General features: G+C 61.6%; 12 protein-coding genes. All 12 read left to right on the top strand.

From position 1 onward, the window contains the following. Positions 1–5: 5 nt before the first annotated feature. The 12 genes from FPJ27_RS15055 (at position 6) to FPJ27_RS15000 (ending at position 19,452) form a co-directional block, all read left to right on the top strand. Positions 6–1,472: a phage tail sheath C-terminal domain-containing protein gene (locus tag FPJ27_RS15055; protein ID WP_239483206.1), complete on the top strand. Its 1,467-nt coding sequence runs from the start codon at positions 6–8 to the stop codon at positions 1,470–1,472. A 113-nt stretch (positions 1,473–1,585) separates the two neighbouring features. Beyond that, positions 1,586–2,911 (top strand): phage tail sheath C-terminal domain-containing protein, encoded by a 1,326-nt coding sequence (locus FPJ27_RS15050; protein ID WP_204421652.1) that lies wholly within the window; start codon positions 1,586–1,588, stop codon positions 2,909–2,911. Continuing rightward, on the top strand, positions 2,908–3,414 hold the full coding sequence (locus tag FPJ27_RS15045; RefSeq protein WP_239483205.1) for a phage tail protein: 507 nt from the start codon (positions 2,908–2,910) through the stop codon (positions 3,412–3,414). The genes FPJ27_RS15050 and FPJ27_RS15045 overlap by 4 nt, the downstream gene beginning before the upstream one ends. Continuing rightward, complete coding sequence (locus tag FPJ27_RS15040) at positions 3,411–3,584, top strand: DUF5908 family protein (RefSeq protein ID WP_204421651.1); 174 nt, start codon at positions 3,411–3,413, stop codon at positions 3,582–3,584. The genes FPJ27_RS15045 and FPJ27_RS15040 overlap by 4 nt, the downstream gene beginning before the upstream one ends. Then, positions 3,584–4,240: a hypothetical protein gene (locus tag FPJ27_RS15035; RefSeq protein ID WP_204421650.1), complete on the top strand. Its 657-nt coding sequence runs from the start codon at positions 3,584–3,586 to the stop codon at positions 4,238–4,240. Before FPJ27_RS15040 ends, FPJ27_RS15035 begins: the two co-directional genes overlap by 1 nt. Before the next feature lie 24 nt (positions 4,241–4,264). Then, positions 4,265–6,499: a contractile injection system protein, VgrG/Pvc8 family gene (locus tag FPJ27_RS15030; RefSeq protein ID WP_204421649.1), complete on the top strand. Its 2,235-nt coding sequence runs from the start codon at positions 4,265–4,267 to the stop codon at positions 6,497–6,499. A 34-nt stretch (positions 6,500–6,533) separates the two neighbouring features. Next, positions 6,534–7,004: a GPW/gp25 family protein gene (locus tag FPJ27_RS15025; RefSeq protein WP_204421648.1), complete on the top strand. Its 471-nt coding sequence runs from the start codon at positions 6,534–6,536 to the stop codon at positions 7,002–7,004. Next, positions 6,989–7,417 (top strand): hypothetical protein, encoded by a 429-nt coding sequence (locus FPJ27_RS15020; protein ID WP_204421647.1) that lies wholly within the window; start codon positions 6,989–6,991, stop codon positions 7,415–7,417. The genes FPJ27_RS15025 and FPJ27_RS15020 overlap by 16 nt, the downstream gene beginning before the upstream one ends. A gap of 52 nt (positions 7,418–7,469) precedes the next feature. Continuing rightward, on the top strand, positions 7,470–12,332 hold the full coding sequence (locus FPJ27_RS15015) for a hypothetical protein (RefSeq protein WP_204421646.1): 4,863 nt from the start codon (positions 7,470–7,472) through the stop codon (positions 12,330–12,332). 408 nt (positions 12,333–12,740) lie between these two features. Next, positions 12,741–15,863 (top strand): hypothetical protein, encoded by a 3,123-nt coding sequence (locus FPJ27_RS15010; RefSeq protein ID WP_204421645.1) that lies wholly within the window; start codon positions 12,741–12,743, stop codon positions 15,861–15,863. Between the two features lie 58 nt (positions 15,864–15,921). Next, positions 15,922–16,494: a hypothetical protein gene (locus FPJ27_RS15005; protein ID WP_204421644.1), complete on the top strand. Its 573-nt coding sequence runs from the start codon at positions 15,922–15,924 to the stop codon at positions 16,492–16,494. A gap of 75 nt (positions 16,495–16,569) precedes the next feature. Then, positions 16,570–19,452, top strand: coding sequence for a hypothetical protein (locus FPJ27_RS15000; protein ID WP_204421643.1), 2,883 nt, complete (start codon positions 16,570–16,572; stop codon positions 19,450–19,452). Positions 19,453–19,895 lie beyond the last annotated feature (443 nt).

Raw genomic sequence — 19,895 nt, 5'->3', positions numbered from 1 at the left:
AGTCAATGATGAGCGACGTATTTAGCGTGCCAGGGGTGTCGGTGGTGGAGATTGGCGGGCGATCGCTGTCGGTGGTGGAGGGCGAGACGGCGGTGCCGGTGCTGGTGGGGCGGTTCTACGACACGAATGGCCAGCTGTGCGCACTGGATGGCTGCGAGCGGGTCGAGAGCTGGATGGCGTTTGGTCGGCGGTATATGACGGGGCCGTTTCTGATGATGGTGGCGGGGGACTCGAAAGGCGCACGTGCGTCGTCCCTGATTTACCGCAGCGCCGATAGCGTGCGGCTGTATTTCGAGAACGGCGGGGGACCGTGCTACGTGATGTCGTTGCCAGAGCCCACCGATACGAAGCACAACCGGGGAGCAGCGTTGGCGGCGTTGCCGGAGCGGATTCGCGCCTGCCCGGAGATCTCGCTGCTGGTGTGGTGCGAGCGGGAAGCCAAGCTGACTGATGATCAGGCGGTCTACACGGCGCTGGGCACCTTGCTGTCGGAGGGCGCGAACAACGCGGGGTACTTCCTGTTGACCGACGGTGAACAGGACACGACAGGAAAAGTGAGCGCGCCGCAGACGCCGGTGGCGATTCAGACGGCGGCCTATTACCCGGGACTGGATGCGGGCGCGACGTCGGCGCCGGTGGTCTACTTCACGGGCCTGGACGCCGATTTCTGGGGGACAACGACCCTGACGGCCGACGCGTTCGAAGACGTGATTGCGCGCGAAGAAATCGCGCATCCCGAGGCGCTGGCAATTGCGCTTGACAAGGTTTTTACACAGACCAATCCCAATTCTCGCCGGGCCGCCAAGGAGGCTGCTCATCCGCCCCGCGCACGGCTGGCCACCCACATCGAGGCGCTGACCGAGGATTGGCCGATGAAGGACCTGCCGCTGCGGGCGAGCGTGGCGATGGCTGGCGTGATGGCGCGGGTGGACCGTGAGCGCGGGGTGTGGAAAGCCCCGGCCAATGTGGTGGTGCAAGGCAGCACCGCGTTGGCGAATCTGCAGACGGGCGACGCGGTGCGCGTGGACGATGCGATGAACACGAAGCTGGTCGATGCCGGGATCAATGCGCTGCGCGCGTTCAACGGTCTGGGAGTGATGGTCTGGGGGGCACGTACGCAGGCGCCGGCGGCGCAAACGGCGTGGCGCTATGTGTCGGTGCGCCGGCTGTGCAATGCGGTGGAGCGTGATTTGCGCGAGATGCTGCGCACGGTGGTGTTCGAGCCCAATAGCGCGGTGACGTGGGAGACGGTGCGGGGCGCGGCGGACCACTACCTGAGCGGGTTGTGGCGTCAAGGGGCGTTGCAGGGCGAGACGGCGGCACAGGCGTATTTCGTGTCGATCGGCCTGGGCGCGACGATGCGCGCGGAAGATATTGCCGCGGGACGCATGGTGCTGAAGGTCGGCGTGTCGGTGGTACGCCCGGCGGAGTTCATCGTGCTGGAGCTGACGCAAGACGGGATGCCGGGCTAGCGCGCGGCGTAACACAAGGTGAGGCGGCTGAAGGTCGATCCGACAGCCGATACGGATGGCCGTTGCGGCGGTGAACGCGAGCGGGCCATGAACACAATGAGGAGAGCGGCGCCATGGGCGAAGCTGGGGTGATCGAACAAGCGTGGCTGGAGCCGGGTGTGCGTCTGACACAGGCGACGATGGCGGCCGATGGCTGGAGCGACGAGTTGCCGAGTGCGGTGCCGGTGTTTATCGGGTGGTCGTCGGTGCCGCATAACGATTCGGATGCCGCGTGCTGGTCGAGTGTGGCGTCGTGGGAGCAGTTGCCCGCCGAGGCAAAGGTATGGCCGCCGGTGTTGTGCGACACGGTGCAGCACTATTTCGACAACGGGGGCGGACCGTGCTTTGTGTTGACCGCACAGCCCCCCGGGGACCTGAGCACGGCGACGGAGTTTGCGAATTGGTGGCAGACGCTGGTGCAGGAAGTCAGTGGCCGGGTACTGAGCGAGCCGACGATCACGCTGGCGGCGGTGCCGCAGTTGGTGACGCAAGTCGAATGGATGGGGATCTCTGCCGAGGCTCAGCTGCAGGGCGCAGTCTCGGTCGAGTCGATCCTGATTGCGGCCTGGCGGGTGTTGTTGAGTGCGTGCGCCAGCCGCCCGGACCTGTTTTTCGTACTGGATGCGCCCAGCCAGCCGGCGACTGCGCGCGCCTGTGTGGAGCTGCTGCGCGGGGATCAGGCGTTGGGGGCGCTCGGGCAGCACGCTGCGTTGTACGGGCCGCATCTGGTGACGGATTACCGGCAATCGGCGCAGGCCGACGTCAGTGTGGTCGAGGTGGACGGGTTTCGGGTGGTGCCGCCGTGTGGCGCGGTGCTGGGTGTGTATGTGCGCACGGATGCGGCGTCCGGAGTATGGAAGGCGCCGGCCAATGAGGCGCTTGCACATGTGGTGAAGCCCCAGGTCCGCGAGACCTTGACCAGTGGCTGGTTTGATGTGTCCAAGGTGACGATCAACCTGATCCGCAGCTTTGCGGGGCGCGGCACACGCGTGTGGGGCTGCCGCACGCTGGACGGGCGGGCCGGTTCACCGTTCCGTTACGTGCAGGTGCGTCGCGCGGTGACGTGGATCGAGACCAACCTGAGGCAGATTTGCCGGTTTGCGGTATTCGAGCCGAACCATGAAATCACCTGGTTCCAGTTGCGCGGCCTGTGCAGCGCGTGGCTGCGGCGTCTGTGGCTCGATGGTGGGCTGGCCGGCGCGGACGAGGCGCATGCGTACTCAGTGCAGGTGGGGCGTAACGAGAGCATGACGGCGGTGGATATCGAGGCGGGGCGGTTGATCGTCACGATCGGGGTCGCGCTGCTGCATGCGGCGGAGTTTATCGAGGTGAAGCTGGTGTTGCAGGCGGGTGAGACCCAGGCCGGTGCAGCCGATCAAGCAGGGAGTGAACAGGCATGAATCTGGATCTGAATCCGTTGACCATGAAACTGCCGGACCTGGTCAGTCCGTTGTTGGTGGAGCCGGCGCTGTCGCACCGGTTTCTAGCGACGTTTTTTATCAAGGGGATCCCGAGTCCGCTGGACATCCGGTTTGCACGGGTGTCGGGGCTGGGGCGCGAGTTGCAGGTGACGGGGCTGCGCGAAGGCGGAGAGAATCTGGGGCTGGTCAATCTGGCCGAGCGGGTGTCGCACGGCACGCTGGTGCTCGAGCGTGGCGTGATGACGGTTACGCCGGTCACGCTGCTGTTCAATCATGTGTTGGGCCAGTTCCAGAGCACGTATATCAACGTGGTGATCCTGTTGCTGACCAGTCAGATGGTCCCGATCTGTAGCTGGACGGTGACCGAGGCGTTGCCGGTCAAATGGCAGACGGGCAACCTGGATGCATCGGGCAGCACGGTGTTGGTCGATACGCTGGAGCTGGCGTATCGGGAAATGCACTGGTTGGGGGTGGCGGGATGACGCTGGAGATCCGGGAGCTGGTGATCGAAGCGCGCGTGGTTGACGACACGTCACCGAGCCGAGCGGTCGCGATGGACAAGACGTTCAGCGAGGCGGAGCGGGCGAAGCTGGTCGAGCAGGTCGCGCGTCGGGTACTGGAGTGGTTGAGCGAACAACGGGAGCGACTGTAATGGGACTGCTCGAACGCGGGTTGGCAAAACTGAAGCTGGAGTCGTACAAGTCGGGCGATAAGAGTTCGAAGCTCGGCTCACTCGACGCGATGTACAACCCGGAGTCGGTGTACCTCTATTACGCGGCGAAGTATAACGAGGTCGCGGGCGTGAACCAGCATGAAGAGGACAGCTGGTACCAGCAAGTCAATGTGCCGACGCTGACGCTGGATTTGATTCTGGATGCACGCGGGCCGCGCGGCGGGCAGCCGGTTGATGAGCAACTGAGCAGTTTGCGCGCGCTGTGCTTTACGGTCGGCAGTAAAGGGGAATCGCCCTATTTGCGGGTGACGTGGGGCAAGATGAGCTGGCACGGGCACGGGTATTTTGACGGGCGCCTGGTCTCGATGTCAGTGGCCTATACCTTGTTCGATCGCAATGCTACGCCGCTGCGCGCGACGGCAAAGCTGGTGCTGCGGGCCCAGACGAGCGACGAGATGGCCAAGTTCAAGGCCGGCGGGGCGCTGGCCAAGGAAACGGAGAAAGTCAAGGACAAGACGCCGTTGCCGCAGACGTTTCCGGAAGGGGAGAAGAAATACCTGGAGCACGCGAAGGACAACGATTTGAATAACCTGACCGAGTTGCCGTCCGGCAAGTCACTGGTTGCGAAACGATAACGGGATCCGTGGGAGAAGATGAACATGACATCGTTCAAGAGCCGGATCAAGCAGGCGGCGAAGACGGTCGAGGACGCGGCGTCGGATGCGACCCAGGCGGTCTCGGATCAGGCATCGCAGGCGCTCGGTTCGGGGCAAGACGCGCTGGGCGGGACGTTGAACGGGTGGGCGAGCAAGGTGGGAGACGCGGCGCAACTGGCCGGTGCGGCGACCGGCCTGATGGATGCGGCAAGCGGCCTGATGTCGAAAGGTGGCAAAGGGGGCAAAGGCGCCGCGGCGAGCGCGGTGGAGCCCGCCGAGGTGGTGGTGCAGCTCGGCGGTCAGACGCTGGCGTCCACGAAGGTGACGGTGCAGCGGGTCGAGACACGGCATGCGGTCAACGAAATTCCGTCGGCGACGGTGGTCCTGATAACGCCGCACGTGGCCCATGACGACGATGCGGCCTTCGACAGCTTGCTCAAGCAGTGCGCGGTGGGGCAGACGGCGACGGTGAAGGTGAGCAAGCAAACCGTGTTCACCGGGAAGGTGGGAGCGATGGAGGTGCGCGTGAGCCGGGAGAGCCGACGCATCAAGTTGCGGCTCAAGCCGGGCCTGCAGGGGTTGAAGGCGACGGTGCGCAGCCGGATCTGGAAGCCGGGGCCGGATACGAAGGTGATCAAGGAGGTGCTGAACGACCATCAGGTCACGGCGAGCGTGACCTTGGCGGCGGACGAGCCGGTGCAGCGGGCGCAGTGGAGCTGCTCGGATTGGCAATTCGTGCGGGCGGTGCTCGGGCAGCATGGCGCGTGGCTGTGGCCGCAGGCGGACGGCAAAGTGAAAGTGCAGGTGCCCAAGCTGGGCGGCAAGACGCACCGGATCGCGGCCAAGCCGGGCGCGGGGAGTGCGACGGTACTGGATATCGAATGGAAGTACTCCGGGCTGATGCAGCCCAAAGGGCTGAAGGTCACGAGTTGGGACCTGGCCAAGCAAACGGCGGAATCGAAGACGGCAAAACCGGTGACGTTGGGGGACGGGGGCCTGAAGCCGGCGAGCGTGGATGCTTTGGGCGGGGTAGGACAGGCATTGCTGATCGGGGAGTGGGAACCCGCGCTTGAACAGGCGGCCGTCAACGGCTGGCTCGCCGCGCAGCATGCACAGGCGGTGTGGGCGACGCTGACGCTGGCCGGGTATCAGTCGTATGCGGTGGGGGACACGCTGGAACTGAGCGGATTCGGTACGCATTTGAATGGCAAGGCGCTGGTCACGCGCGTCGAGGTGGTCTGCGACGCGGAGAGCCGGGTCGGCAAGACGATTGTGGGCATCGGGCTGGACGAGCAGGCGGCGATGGCGCCGCCGCTGCCGACGCCGTCGGGGCTGGTGATGGGCAAGGTGGCGAAGTTTCAGGCGGACCCGAAGAAGGGGTGGAACCGACTGCCGGTGACCGTGCCGATGCTGGGTTCGGAGATCCTGTGGGCGCGCATGGGCCATGTGTATGCGAGCAAGGACAGCGGGGTGACGTTCTATCCGGAGACGGGCGACGAGGTGGCGCTGGGCTTTGTGGGGGGCGACGCGGTGATTGTGGCGTCGCTGCACAACCCGAAGCTGAGCGCGGCGATCGAGCCGAGCGCGAAGAACGCGAAGAAGGGGATCGTATTGCGGCACGAGGGCAAGCGTGCGGAGCTGAGCTTTGATCGGGACAAGCACGAGGCGACGTGGGTGGTGGGCGATGACAAGAAGCCGGAGCAGCAGGTGGTGGTGGATCTGGCCAAAGGGGTGGCGGTGACGAACCTGAAGGGGGACGTCAAGATCGATGTGAAGGAAGGGGGCGCATCGTGGAAGACCAAGAAGACGGTGGAGTTCAAGGCCGACGAGCAGGTGACGGTGTCGGGCAAGACCGGCGTGAAGGTGGACAGTGACAAGGACGTGGTGCTGGACGCGAAGGATCACCTCACGGGTCGGGGCAAGGCCAGCGTGGCGCTTTCGAGCGAGAAGGGACAGCTGTCGCTGACGCCGGAGAAGGCGACGCTCTCGGCCAATGAAACGAAGGTGACGGGCACGATGACGGTGACGATCAACGGCAACGAAGCGGTGAAGGCGCAGGGGGCGAAGGTATCGCTCAAGGGCGAGGCGGAGGTGAGCGTCGGGGCGCCGAAGGTGGCGATCGACGGCACGGCCGAGGCCAGCGTCAAGGCACCGATAGTAAAGGTGGATGGAGAGATGACGGATGTGGGAGGCAGCGGGATCACGAACGTGAAGGGCAGCCTCATCAACCTGGGCTGACCGAGAGTCGGTCGCGGATGCAAGGGAGCGGACGATGGACAATCAGGATAACGAACTGGTAAGACTGTACGGCACGGGATGGAAGTTTCCGCTGACGTTCGACTTGCCGGCGCCGGTCGTTGGGCAGGATATCGAGACGCGCAGCGCGGTGGTGATGTCCGCGGGCACGGATAACGTTGCGCAGAGTCTGGCGATGCTGTTCCAGACGCAACCGGGCGAGCGGATCATGCGCGCGGCCTATGGCTGCGACATGCAATCGATGGTGTTCGAGAACGTGTCGGAGGCGACGCTCGCGTCGTTGCACAGCCGGATTTCGGAGAGTGTGGCGCGCTACGAGCCGCGCGCCGAAGGGGTGACGATCGCGATGCAGGAGGACGCGCGGCAGGCGGGGACCTTGCGCATCGAGCTCACCTATCGACTGGCGGGGCAAACGCGGCAGGTGTCGGGCAGCCTGAACCTGTCGGACGGCGTGGACGGAGGCTGGAATTCATGGGCGACCTCGTAGTGGCCACGGGTGACCTGGTGATCTTTGAGCCGACGTTCGGGAACCGGACCTTGCTGGCGCCGGCGCAGGCGGTGCTGGCGGGCACGGGACGGTTCATGGTGATGGGCAAGCCCGGCTGCGTGATCAGCGACCTGACGAAGGTGGTGGTGCCGGGGGTGCCGTACACGGCCGGGAATTTTACGGTGCCGGGAGTGGGCATGGTGCAGTTGGTGATGGCGGGCCCCGACCAGGTGGCCAAAAAGGTGCTCAGTGGGCCGCCGGTGCTGATCAAGGGGGGGGAATGTCAGGCGATGTTCATCCCGACGGGGCCGGCGACGGACCCGAGCTCCGGGATGCCGGATCCGACCGTCGGCGTGCCGACGCCGGGCAAGGGCCGGTTCGTGGTGACGCAGGTGAAGGTGAAGGCCGCCTGACGAGCCGGGAAGCAGGACGACGATAACACGCGAAGCGAAGAGGACAGCAGCCATGACTGTGGCAAACAAGGAAACGGCGGCGTTCGTGCTGGACGACCGGACGATCGGGACGCGGCTGGATACGTTTCGGGCCTATAGCCGAAGCTTGCCGTATGGCACGTTCGGTGGAGGTGCCACGTGGCCGGCGATGGTCACCAATTGGGCACAGGTGGTGCTGGGGTTTGAGGCGGGCGCGTGGGATCCGAGCGCCAAGGAATCCGTGACGATTCAGGGCATGGGTGATCTGGCGTGGTCGTACGTGCGCGAGCGGCTGGCTGCGTGGTATGACGCGCCGGAGCACGCGGATGGGCGCATGCCGCCGGAGCGGGCATTTCTGCTGGCGCTGCTGGGGCTGCTGGAAACGCCGCAGGCGCTGCTCAACCAGATGCCGGCCCAGTATCGGGATCTGTATTACCGGCAGATGCTGGCGGTCGCGCCGCGTGGCGCGCAGGCCGACCAGGTGACGGTGCGCATTGCGCTGACCGACGGGGTGCGCGAGCAGATGCTGCCGGCCGGCTTGCTGCTGGATGCGGGGCAGGACAGCGCGGGCACGCCGTTGCGTTATGCACTTGACCAGCCGTTGGCGGCGAATGCGGCCCGGGTGACGGACCTGCGGTGGGTGGTGCGCGATCCGTGCGTGCCGGGCGGGCGTCGGGCGCGTGTGGTGCTGGATGAGACGGCCGGGCAACCGTGGCCGTCCGCCGGCGTGCGCTTGTTCGAGGCGTCGCCGGCGAAGGCGGGCGAGGCGCCGCGCCCGGACGCGGACCGGGCGGTGGCGAGCGGGCGCATCGTGGGCTCGCCGGTGCTGGCCGCCGCGGGCGGTGATCGGCAGTGGAAGGTGACGTTCAAGACGGCGCCGGTGGGGCCGCTGCGCATGGCGCTGAGCGTGGCCGATGCGTGGGTGGCACTCGACTGCGAGCAGGCGTCCGACGCGACGGTGTGGACGGTCAAGCTGGCGGCCAATGGCGCAGTGCCCAGCGCGGTGACGGCGCTCGATGGCTTGCACGCGGCCACGCCCTTGCTGCGGGTGACGGACGAATCGGGCGAGCCGGTGCCACCGATCGCCCAGATCGAATTGACGGTCACGGGGGCGGTGGGGGTGCATTGCGCGACGGACGACGGCACGGCGCTGAACGGGGGTGGTTTGCCGTTTGGCGAGACGGCGCAGGCCGGCAGCGGGCTGAGCCTGATCTCGGCGGAATGGTGGCGGCTGGGGCCGAAGCTGCAGCAGGTGACGGTGACGCCGACCTGGGCGGGCTTGCCGCCGCAGTCGTTCCCGGACTGGTATGGGCCGGATGCGCAACAAAAGACCACCGATTGGCTGAAGCTGGATCAGGATCTGAATGTCGATCTCAAAAATGGCAAGACGCTGGATCACCTGACGGACTATGGGTCAACCACGCTTGCCGGGCGCGTCACGAATCAAGCGGAGGTCAAGCAGCTTATTGTTGCCGATGGCGGGTATCCGGATAAGCCGACGACGAACGCGGCTTTCAAGGTACAGGCCACGCTGGTCCAACAGACCGGTGCGCCCGTGGGCCTGGGCGAGGCGCAATCGTTGTTCGACAACGAAAAGGACAAGCCGCCGGTCGGGCAACAACTGAGCGTGCTGCTCAAGTCGGTGCCGACGGCCGCGGCCGATGCGCCGACGCCGGACGACGACGATCCGGCCAAGTGGCCGTGGCGGGTGCGGGTGGCGTTGGGCCAGTCGTTCCTGCAAGCGACATACGCCGCGCATCAGCAGGCGCCGCAGCAGGTGGTGACGTTCGTGACCGAACAGACGACCAAGCAGCTGGTGCCGGAGGTGATCAAAGCGAAAGACCAGCAGAGCGAAGTCTACAAAATGGTCGATTCCGGCCAAACGACGCCAGACGGCAAGCCGATTTTTCTGCCGGCGATGAAGGAGGAAGCGGTCACCACCGTGACGCCGGTACCGGTGGCCGTGCCCAAGGCGCAGTGGCAGGCACCGTACGTGCCGCAATGGTCGGGGCTGCGGGTCGATTACACGGCGCAGGACACCGAGGTCAGCCAACAGGTGATCACGCCGTTCGGCTACGCCGCGCAAGACGACGCGGCGACGCAGGCGCCGGCCGAAGCGGAACTGTACCTGGGGCTGGACGGTATCGAAGCGGAGCAATTGCTGAGCATGCACTGGCAGCTCAACAGCCCCGAGGCCCTGCCGCTGGAGTGGCAATACCTGACGCCGGGTGAACGGTGGGCGCGCTTGCCGGTGATCGACGATACGCAGGCGTGGCATACGAGCGGGAATTGGTCGGTCAATTGGCCGGGCGATGCCAGCCGCATGGCCACGAGCCTGCCGGCGGGCCGGATGTGGCTGCGTGGCCGGGTGCGTCAATTGCCGCTGCGCGATGCGCAACAGATCGCCCTGGCGAGGACGCCGTGGTTGACGGGTCTGGCGACCAACGCGGTTACGGCCACGCTGGTGGCGCCCGAGATGGTGCAGGCGGACCATTTCGAGGGCGGGTTGCCGGCCCAGCACGTGACGCAGGCGCTGGGTGCGCCCGAGACGGTGCAGCAAGTCGAGCAGCCGTGGCCGTCGTCGGGCGGGCGGGCGGCGGACTCGCGTGCGGTGTTCGAGGCACGTGTGGCGCGACGCCTGCGTCACCGCGAGCGCGGCCTGAACAATATCGACCTGACCACCTTGCTCCACGAGCAGTATCCGGGCATCCGCGAGCTGACGGTGCTGCCGCCGGCGCGCGACGAGAAAGGGGCGCTGAAGCAGACGATCGTGGTGATGCCGGGGCCGACCCTGAGCGACAGCGTGGACGTGCGCCGCCCGGGGCTGAGCGCGCCGCACCTGGCCGACCTGGTGACGTGGCTGAAGGCCCGTACCTCGCCGTGGCTGACGCTTGCGTGCGTGAATCCGGCCTATGTGCCGATGAGCGTGAGCTGGGACGCCGACTATGCGGTGGGGGTGAGTCGCGCGATCGGTTATGCGAAGGCGAAGGCGGCGCTGGATGCGGCGTTGTCGCCGTGGGCGCAGGCCTCGGATGACGGTACGGTGCAGGCGATCGGCCAGGCAGTAACGCACGAGCGGGTCCGCGGGGTGTTGCGCACGGTGGCCGAGGTCACGAAAGTGAACGCGGTGTATCTGGATGGCGTATCCGACGCGAATGCGTCCAGCGGGGCGCCGCGTGGCGCGATCGCGCCGAATCAGGTGGCCGTTGTGACATGCGTGCCGCTCGAATACACCGGGTTGACGGTGACGTGGCTGTGTCCAACAACTGGCACGAGCGCCATGCAGTTTGGAGAACTGACGATGGTGGGGGATGGGCGCGAGCATGCCACGGTGCAGGTGACGCTGCCCAAGCTGGTGACAGGCCTGGGGGTGGCACCGATCGCGACGTCGGATGCGGATGTCTATCTGGTCGATCTCGAGACCGGCCAGCGGCTGGCGGATGAAGCGCCGAGTGGCGCGGGCCTGTGGGCCAAGCCGAGCACGACGCCGGTTCAGTGGGATCCGGCGTGCTATGCGGATCCGCGTGGCCCGGCGCCAGGCGAACGGGCGGACATGACGATCCGGTACTTCGATGTGGGGGCGAGCGCGGGCACGCGTGGCGTGCATCAGTTGGGGGTGGCGGTGGGGTTGAAGGTCGACCAGGTGCCGGACGTGACATTGCAGTCGGCGGTGGTGGACGCGTGCGTGACGGTGAATGTGCGAGGGGCGTCGACGGCGGCGTTGTGGCGCGATGCGGCGCGATGGAGCTTGACGCAGGTGAATCAGCAATCGTTGGCCGCGCCGGCTCAGTGGAGCGCGACACTCGAGAAGTATGTGTATGGCATGAAGGACGCGCAGTGGCTCGAGAGCGTGCTGAAGTTCGCGGTGCCGGGCGCGATGAGTGATGAGGCTTTGAAGGGGCAAACAGCATGTGGCGTGAAGGACGCGCCTGGACTGCATCCGATTACCACCACGGTGACGCCCCATGGCGTGACGCGTGGGGCTGACAATTGCGACGACGAAGTGGTGTTGTGGTATGTCGATCCGAACCCGGGCGAGGTCTACGGGGTGGACGTGGGGTCGTCGATCGGGCTCGCGAAGCTGGGCGGCGCCATCAGTTTTACGCCGGACGCGCGTGCGCCGCGGCAACTGGCTGTCTATGCGCTGCGCCTGAAAACGGATCTGAAAGCAACCGAGGACTTAGGGATCGCTGCAGCGGTCAATCAAGTCTGCGTGACGTGCGCGGTGACGGTTTTTGATGCGAGCGTACCGGCGCGGCAATGGCAACAGGCGCTGACCATGGACACGACGCCCAAGCTCCAGTCTGTCGAATGGAAATGGGTGAAAAAGCCCAACCTGACGGTAACGGCGAAAGCCTTGCCGGCCGACGTGACATGCACGGTGACGCCCTACGTTTTGCAGGTGGAACCTGCCGTCGCGTCCATCCTGACATTTACGCGCTCCACGCAAGACACGGATCACGTCACGAAAGAAAACGTGAGCAGAGATACGGAGATTGGCAGCGCCGGAAAGGGGTTGCTCTTGTCCGGGACAGAAACCCTGACATCGTTGGCAGGAGCGAACGACACGATTCACCTGTGGTGGGTGGATCCAGAACCCAAGAAGGCGATTGGCCTGGCGGCGAATTCAACCGTTGGCGTGATTTCATTGGGGAATCAGCCCATCACATTCACCGTGCCGGACCGGGATCCTCACACGTGGGTCGTGTATGAGATGCAGTTGAGCACAAAGAAATTACCTGATCCAGAGCACTCACAGAGCGAGATTGGACGTGCATGTGGTGACACGCCGTATGAAGCGGCCGTCGAAGTCAAGGGATGGCCAGGTGGTGCATTCACGGTCGTGCTCGAAGCATTTAGGCTCGCCCCACCCGACGTCCTTGAGGTGCAATCGTGAACCGGCATTCGGACACCCGCACCTGCCGGTGGGCCGGCACAGGCGTTTGCCCGATTGTTGCGATGCGTCGGCTCAAGGCGATGCGCGATGGGAGCGGCCGGCCGATGTCGCGCACGCGCCGGGCATTCCGTCCGTATGGGGCGGGCGTCACGATGCGTCGCACACTCGCGCCGTGCGCCCATCATCGCATCGACGCGGCGCAAGAGATGGATGACGCACGAGCGTGCTTGCTGGTCGTCGAGCGCGGCGCCGCCTCGCGCGACACCGCTCGCGAGCGATCTCCGATACGCATGGCAATGGGGCGGCGCCTGATGCGGCTGCCGCTAGCACACAACAATCGACGGGCGGTCCGTGTGACGCGCCCAGGGCGGCTTCGCGTGCCGCCGAGGATTCGGGAGAACGAAAACCATGGCTGATACCACGATGCCGGCACCGACAAGCGCCACCGCAATGAGCGAGGCGATTCAGGAGCAGATTCACTTCGACACGTTGTGGTCGACCGCGCAAGACGCGCTGGAAGTCTATGCAGGGCAACGCTGGAGCGCGCGCGGTGACGCCGATCCCGGCGTGACGCTGCTGCAGGCGTTCAGCTACGGCGTGTCGGACGTCAGCTATCGGCACACGCTGCCGTTGACGGATTTGCTGACGGAGCAGACGACGCCAAAGCCCACCCCGACTGAATCCCCGCAGATCCATCTGAAACACGACGACGGGATTTTTGCGCATGAGTTCGGCCCGGAACAGTCGCTGACCAGCAGTCCGGTGACGCTCGACGATTACCGGCGGGCGATTCTGGACTTGACCGTGGGGGTGGATCACGACAAATCGACGGTCAACACGTTTTGTTTTAGGGACGTGCAGATCGCGCCGGTCGCGCCGGGCGACAGCTATGGATACACCTACGACCCGAATCAGTACGCGTTCCAGTTTTTATCGCAGACCACGCCCGAGGCAGCCCGCTATCACGTGGCGGGGCGCTATCGGCTGTGGGTGACGCTCACCCCAGGTGTGCCGCAGCAGGCCGCACTGGATACGCTGCAGACATATCTGAAGGATCATCGCAATCTGTGCGAGTGGGAGATTGTGCCCGAGCCGGTGGTGCCGGTGGAGTTTCAGAACCCGAAAGTCCAGTTTGTGCTCGAAGACGATCTGCCCGTGAATCAACAGATGAACGAGGTGATCGCCCGTGCGATCTGGGCAATCAACCAGGCGTTGCTGCCGGCGCCGACGCGGCAATTTGCAGCCGATCGTCTGGCTCAGGGGGAGCCCGCCGAACAGGTGTATGCGGGGCCGCGGCTCGAGCACGGGTGGATCACGCAACTGCCCCCGCAGCGGCCGGTGGTCGACGGCAAACTCGGTGCATACCGTATCTCGTTGCAAACGCTGTCGGCAGCGGTGGTCGGGGTGGTGCCGGGCATCAAATCGGTTCAATGGATGGACGCGCATCAAGCGCCGATTGAAATTCCACCGGGCAAGCAGGTGCAGCTGTGGGTCAAGGCGGATGGCCTGTTGGATCATCCCGAACAATCTATTTCGATCTACAAGCGGGGCCAGACGGTGGCGCCCGATTGGTTCGGCGTGCAACTCACGTATGACGGAACACTGCGCAGCGATGCTCAAACGGCGAAGAACGATCGCTTGCGGCAGGTTCCGTACGGTCGGTACCGGAATCCGGGATTCTATCGAACCGTGGGCGCGAGTTTGCCGCCCGTCTACGGGCTGCAACAGTCCGCAGAGGCCTTTACACCCGGTAAAGACGAGGCTGCACGTCGTTTGCTGCAGTTCCTGCGACCGTTTGAGCAACTGCTGGCCAATAGTGCGGATCAGTTGAAGAAACTGCCGAGGTTGCTGGCGTTCGATGGACGCGATCCCACCGCACAGGTATGGGGGGCGGCGCAATGGCCGAAAAAGGACGAAGATCCGCTCGCGGTCGAGCAGATCCAGCAATGCATCAAGGCCGACGTGCTCGACCAGATGCAGTGGGTGCGTCTTGGCCAGTCGGTAGACAATGAAAAAGAGCTGGAGATTCTCGATTACCTGCTCGGGTATTTCGGTGAACGACGGGCGCTGCGGACCCTGGAAGACAAGCGCACTGGGACGGCATCGGCGTCGGACCCGCTGGAGTTCCGCAGCGTTCAGCAAGGTTTCTTGCGCCAGGTAACGCGGCTGGCGTATGACCGTGCAGCGATCAGCATCAGCAAGGTGTCGGCGCTGCAACGCAAGATTGCGGCCCGACTCGGTGTGGGAAGCATGTTGTTCGATGAAGCGCTGCAACAGTCAACGGCAAAGTTTCCCGACGAGGCATTGCCGTTCTATGTGATCGAGCATCAGGAATTGTTGCCCAGCGCGCCGGCGCCGGAGCAGATCCACCCCGGGGCCGATTGGCCAAACGTGCAAACCGTCAGCAAGGTCGATGTTTCGAAAGATGAGACGGAGCTGACACTGGTTCTTGACAAGGCGGATTCCCAGAAGCTCCAGCCGGGGCAGTTGATCGAACTGCGGGCAACAGAGAAAAGTGGTGGCAAATTACTCGAGCCGATTACGGCGATCGTGATTCACGAGGTAACGAGTGATCAAGGCAAGGTATCGGTTCACATCAATCTGAGCGATCACCTCCGACTGAAGTACAGCACCAAGCTCCTGCAGGACAAGGACCACCTCTATATCTGGCAGTGGCGGCTGGCGCAGGTCTGGCTGAAGCGGGTGGTGTACGGACTGCAATATCTGAGTTCGGACAATACCAAGGGAACGGCAACGTTGCTTGTGACGCCGTCGTTTCCGGTCGGGTTGAAGGTCGGGCAACGCTTTGCATTGCGGCCCAAGGTGCGCTGGCAAAGCGTGTGGACCAAGGATGATCTGACGAAGACACAAGCGCTTCGGGATGTCGTAGTCGAGGTCGCTGCGGCCGATCCGATTCAGGGAACCGTGACGGTGAACTGGATCGTAGATTTGCCTGTCAAGCAGCACCCGGAGGCTAGTCCGCCATCGGTTGAGCCGGTCGATTTGAATACGAAAGAGCAGACGGCGGCGCATTGGGATATGACGACGGGAGATCTTGATCACGCTTACGCCTGGTCCGTTCCCTACTCGGTCGAGAGTTTCTCGTTCACGATGAGCATCGTGTTGAATCGAGTCTGGCTCAAAGGCAGTGAGAATAAGGCCGAGCTGAGTCAATGGATCGAGCAGATCGTGCGCGAGGAAATGCCCAGCCATCTGAATTTGCAGATTCACTGGCTGGACGATTTCGATAACTTCGCGTGCAAGTACCGGACCTGGCAAAACGACGGGCGTCCGGTAGGCGATCAATCGTACGAACTGTTGCGTCTGTTGGGTATTGGCGAGCGGCCGGTCGATCAGCGCACGGGGATTGGCTTTGTGCGCGTTGCGAATACGGATGAAAGTAAAACCTATACGGAGCACGCATCGGGCTTGGATGAGTCACTTCGCAGTGGCTACCTCCAGAAGCAAGCCGTGGTCTACGTTGAGAAGAGTAAGACGAAATCGGAAGACGTGCTGCGGTCACTCAATTAGTCGTTGAACAGCCCAAATAAAAATATGTCGTCCAGCAACATGAATAGGATTCCATATCATGGAAATTGAGGAAAAAGTCTCGCTGAGCGAGCTGAAGAAAAACTTTGATGCGTGGCATGTGCCCAGCGAGCAGGATTTCGCGCATTTGATCGATGTGGCCGCCGTGTCGTTTCAGCCGGGCGACGGCCTGGCTGGCGGAGATCCCTCAAAGCGAGCCGATGAAGTCGCCGCCCCCATTACGCCCCTGGTGGTCAAGGCAGCTGAGCTGGGGGGGCTTTCCGCAACGGCGACTGGCGTGGCAGTCAACATCAATGGCGGAGGGTTGAAGCTCAACGGTAACGATCAGGTTTATGTCGACGTCAGCGACAAGAGCATGACCACCGTTAAAGGCGTCGCGGTGCAAGCCGTCAAGCCATTGCGGGTCGGGACAGAGGTGTCACTGGACATTGACGAAAACCACGGACTCAAGTGGAGCGATTACAACGTGGGTCTGAACGTGGACGGCAAGACGGTGGCATTCGATCCAAAACAGGGATTTGTTTTTGTGCAGTGTGCAAAAAACAAGGGCTTGAAAATCGATGCCAACGGAAATCTGACGGTGGATCTGGACCATATTCTGAATCCAACGTGAATCCCGTCGATTGAGCGTATCCAGGAAGCTTGGCCGGACGGTCAAGCCCAAAAATTTCGAATGAGGAGAGCCGAGATGGCTAACAAGACGATCAATGTGGCGAGTGTGAAAGACAAGTACCGGGCTGGCGCCACGCCGAACGAAGATGACTACCAGAATCTGATCGACCTGGCGGCGGTCGGGAGTCAGGCGCTTGGGGCCACGCCACAAGACGCGACGACACTGCATCCAGGAAACGGTTTGGAGCTCGTAGACAACAAGCTGACCGTCAAGGAGGGGGCTGGGGTTACGGTCGACAAGAACGGGGTCGCTGTGAAGGTGGACGGTACCACGGTGAAGGTCGATACAACCTTGGACGCATTGGCGGTCGCGCTCAAAGACGGTGATAGTGGACTGGATACCACGGGCGGTTTGCATGTGAAAACTGCCCAGGGTCTTACCACGGGGAAGAATGGTCTGGAGCTTGCGCTGGCAAGTCCGAGTGGCCTGTCGACAGCCGGTGATAAATTGAGCGTTGCGATTGTCCCCACGGCATCCGGGCTGGAATTTGACAAAACGACTGGTGCGCTGGAGGTGAAGATCGGCCCGGCGGACGGTAATTTCATTCAGAAAAGCGATGCGGGTCTTGCGATCACCGCTGACGGGATCGTTAAAATCAAGGATGCGCTCAAGTCGATATCAATTAAGGCGCTCGAAGATGCAGACAATAACACGTCACATGGTTTTCAACGCGATACCGTCGCGAAGGATCCGAAAAGTGTAGAGGCCCAGATTGCTGCGGCACTCAATAGAGCGTATGGAGAAGGGTGGAATCTGCAGCAGGCTGTGCAGAAGTTGGCAAAATTATTGAACGATTTCAGGCAGGGACGTCCGGGTAATTTTATCAAGGATAGCGTTATCTCGCTTTCTGGGTTGAATAACTACCTGGACCTTTATACGAGTGGTGCATCGCCTTACGAGACACGGCAACTCAGAATGGCGCGTGTCGGTGCCGATGGCGAGGCCACTTGGCTCCCTACGGTCAAGGACAAAAGTATCTCTAAAATTGATTCCGGTATCTATGCGGTATTGGGTCTTTTAGATAAGGATGGAAATCCCCAGGATGGAGGCGACCATTATACGCAGCATGCCTTGATGATTGTTGTCGGCGAAGCTCATGATGATGCTGATAAAGTGAGAGCGGTTGTGGGGAAGTGGGATTTTTTGGATAAATGGGATACGGGGCGAGCCGTGGGTGCATGGTCGTGGTGTCCGACAATTGATCCTATTCCAAAGTTTAACGTGAGAATAGGGTTGCTTGAACAATCGGGCGTAGATATCGATATGCCAAAGTGGGATTTTCTACGAGATGCAAAGAAAATCGGCGCTGAGTTGAATGATGCGCTGACGCAGACTATCGAAAGCACCGGTGCAATTGTCAAAAGGCATATCGAAAAAGATGCCTACGCTGCCACGCATTATGAAGGTCGCCCCTGGAAGGAGCAATTGGGTAAGTTTGCATATGATTGGTACGACACAAGTGCCAAGAGAGTGAAGTATGCTATCAAGCAGCAGACGGATTATGATGGATTTGATTGTGGAAGCACCAAAAATGAGGGGGATGTCGAGAATCGGATCCGAGATGCAGTTAGTGCTGCACTTGCAATCGTTGAGAAGGATGGTGCATATCGTCAAGAACAAAAGGATTGGAGTAATACAAAGATCGCGCTGCAAAAATCTCTGAAAAAGGCATTTGGGGATGGGTTTGATGATCGTGAAAGGAAAGAAGCACAGCCGTCTGGGCCCGACTCGGTAAAGATTCCTGCAGGTACGGCCGAGGATTTGGTCGAAAAATATGGAATAAAGCCGACAAAGGGTGGGCGATTGATATTTGTACAGGGTTCGACAAGTGACGACGACTGGAAAAAGTACGTGAATGAGCTGGATCCTAAGGGAAAGATTAGTTTAAAAAAGGACCGTCTGGGAAAGTTTGAACTGGTCGTGTTTGAAGTTCCATCAAATGATGAGATGATTGGGGGGGTAATCCCTGCTGGTCGGAGAGTGGCGGTGGAGGTGAGCGCCATAGATGAGGGTGTTAAAGGTTGCGAAAAGAATCTGACCTGGAGTAAGGATGGATTTGACGTAGTGTCTGCTGGATTTATTCAAGGGTACGGTGGGGCGAGTTCGGGAATCACTGTTACGAAGGGGAGTGTCTCTCCTGGGGCTGATGAGGTGAAAATTTCCGGCACAAGAGTGACGGGTGCGCGTGTCGGCCAAACGATTGAGTTGAAAATCAAGTGTCCGGCGCATGGTATTTACCAGGAAAGTAACGTAAATTCCGTGGCAAACATAAAAAGTAATCTGATAAATGTAACTGTCAAGCCTGCTGGCAAGGGTGTGGTAGATGATGCGCTAAAAGCTACTATCACTGAAGCAGCGGACGGAAATATTGACGTTTATATCACCGTCGGTCAGCAACCGAAGGCTAGCTTGTCATGCTACTCCGATGATACAGGGTCGAACTGGGATTGTAATACGTCTGTATACCACGATGGCAAACGCCATTTTAGTTTTGGATTTAGCTTCGCTGCTTATGTTTTGGAATTCGAAAAAGACATGGTGAAAAAAGTTGCGACGACTCAGTCGAGCGACCTCACGATGGAAAACGGTTGGATAGTCGAGGTGGTTCGATCGGATAAGTCGCCGGCAGCTACGTTTTCCCCAGCACGTTGTCAGGGCTATACCAGATTAATTGCAAACGATCCCAATGTACCCCAGAGTGATGTTGTCCATGGCTCGATCGCGTTGCGGTACGTGAGCGCAGAGGGGCAGGACCAAGACGAAGATGGAAGAGGCTTCAGTATTAAGCGCTTCGAGTATTGTGGTACCGGCACTCCGCACATCCCATTATCTGATGGGGATGTGAAACTGATTGAATTGAATAACGGGAAATTTGTCCGATTCTACCTCACTTGTTGAATATAGAGTGCAGAATGAGATGGAGGAGAGTCAGGTAGTCGACTCGGGGGCGCTGTATCAACGCAGCGCTGATTTTTCTGAAAAGGGTCGTGATTTCATATGTTTCCTGCCTTGTTCGAAATGACTGTGCATTGAACGCCTGAAATGGCGATTGTGATTCGATGCACTTGCCCATCAAATTGGTTTCGATTTTTCGAAGTGGCTGTCAGGATGGGGGCGGTGGTGAGGGGGTAATTAACAGAGGAATGGATTCAATCCATATTGGATAAATTGCTATTTTCAAATGGATATTTTTTGTAATGGGGCGCGAATGGAGGTGGCGGAAGATGGGGTGTAGTGTTTTCTTCCCGTTTAGAGATTGGGCCGAATACATTCAAATTTAGGTAAAAGTGGAGTGGCATGTCGGTGAGAGGCATCATTGACGCCTTCTGCCTCAACAATCT

Source organism: Burkholderia sp. MS455 (genome assembly GCF_016899445.1).
GTDB lineage: Bacteria > Pseudomonadota > Gammaproteobacteria > Burkholderiales > Burkholderiaceae > Burkholderia > Burkholderia pyrrocinia_C.
The sequence above is the reverse complement of the archived record's forward strand: the minus strand, read 5'-3'. Positions and strand labels throughout refer to the sequence as shown.